Annotated in this window: 2 protein-coding genes and 1 pseudogene; all 3 read left to right on the top strand. The window is 36.7% G+C overall.

The genetic code is table 11. The features are described 5' to 3' along the window. Positions 1–44: 44 nt before the first annotated feature. Positions 45–545, top strand: a pseudogene (locus A5875_RS21535) (ParA family protein); the annotation flags it as partial. A gap of 12 nt (positions 546–557) precedes the next feature. Continuing rightward, positions 558–1,022, top strand: coding sequence for a hypothetical protein (locus A5875_RS21530; protein ID WP_254911920.1), 465 nt, complete (start codon positions 558–560; stop codon positions 1,020–1,022). A 103-nt stretch (positions 1,023–1,125) separates the two neighbouring features. Beyond that, positions 1,126–1,578: a ParA family protein gene (locus A5875_RS21525; protein WP_254911919.1), complete on the top strand. Its 453-nt coding sequence runs from the start codon at positions 1,126–1,128 to the stop codon at positions 1,576–1,578. Positions 1,579–1,614: the final 36 nt, after the last annotated feature.

Here is a 1,614-nt window from a genome sequence, read left to right as displayed (position 1 = left end):
TTCCGCAAGTTCAAGCAGCGTTATAACAAATATTAGATGTGTATAAGAGACAGCAATTTGGATATATGGAAGAGTTGATTGAACCTCTGAAAAATATTTATGATGTCATCTATATCGATGTCCCACCTACAATCAGTACCTATTCAAACGCCGCCATGTACGTAGCAGAATATGTTATCGTCATTTTGCAAACGCAAGTGAAATCCTTGAAGGGGGCACAAAACTACATTGACTACATGAATTTTTTCATTGAACAATACGATACTGAACTAGAAGTTGTCGGAATTGTCCCTTTTATGATGCAAAAACGAGATTCTGTTGACCAAGAAATTTATACCGCAGCAAGAGAGATTTACGGTGCCCATCTTTTGGACACTGTCGTTTTAAATCAAAGCCGTTTAAAACGCTATGATGGGTCAGGAATTACTTATGAAATCAACAAAAATGGTAAAGTTGAGCAATGGGACAAGCGTGCACACGAGGTTTTCGTTAATATTTTGGACGAAATTGATGAACATCGCCTCATATTGAGCGGTGAAGAGTAGGGGAGACGTTAAATGGCGAAAAAAATGAAGCTAGATTCGCTTTTAACGGCGAATAAGAAGAATAAGGGCATTGAAAAAATGTCTGAATATTCCAATCAAGATAAAGAGGAGAAGAAGCCCAGCTCTCAAGATCTTTTGGCGAAAAGAACGTTAAGTCCTGAAACAGATTTTAGGCATTCTTCGCTCCAGGAAGAACGGAATCACTTAAATGAAAGGCCTATAACCCATGAACCTATTTCTCGATCACAAGAAAATGAGGTAGGGAAGAGGGGACGAAAGCGTCAATACTACGATCCACGTTTGAAAGCTCTGGAGATGCAAAAAATTTCCGCGCGTACGAAGATTCGTATGCAAAATTTGATCAATGCAAAGTTTGATGGCTATACACCTGATAAAATGATCGACTTCTTATATGACTATTATATTGAAAAAGGCCTATCGAGAGACTGTCTCTTATACACATCTAGATGTGTATAAGAGTTGTAGTTTACCCTATTAATGATAATTATAGTAAACCTTATTGATAATTACAGCTCTTTATAGTAAACTTTAATTAAGAAATTATGATTGGAGACTTTTTATGCCAAACAAAGCTGAGACTTATGTAGTAGGAAATTTTAAAGGCGGCGTCGGTAAATCGACGACTGTTCAGATGCTCTCCTTCGAGAGTGCCTTTCGTAAAGATCGCAAAACCTTAGTAATCGATTTAGACCCTCAGGGAAATACAAGTGATGTTTTATCGCTGACTGCAGAAAATTTTGGAAATGATACTTTGCCAGATGAATTTGATGCAACAATTTGGGAAGCCGTTCGTTCAGGGGACATCCAATCCTCTATTTATCAGATTATGCCAAATTTGGATTTGATCCCAGCAAACATTTCTTTTTCGGATTTTCCTGATTACATGATAGAGAAATATCCTGGTGACAAATTATCTCAATTTGGATATATGGAAGAGTTGATTGAACCTCTGAAAAATATTTATGAAGCTGTCTCTTATACACATCTAGATGTGTATAAGAGACAGTTTTAAAACTAGTGATAGGTGAATAGTTGCACAATTTTTTTG

Source organism: Enterococcus sp. 3H8_DIV0648, assembly GCF_002140655.1.
GTDB classification, from domain to species: Bacteria; Bacillota; Bacilli; order Lactobacillales; family Enterococcaceae; genus Enterococcus_A; species Enterococcus_A hulanensis.
Note: the sequence above shows the minus strand (reverse complement) of the source record. Positions and strands in the feature narration are given on the sequence as shown.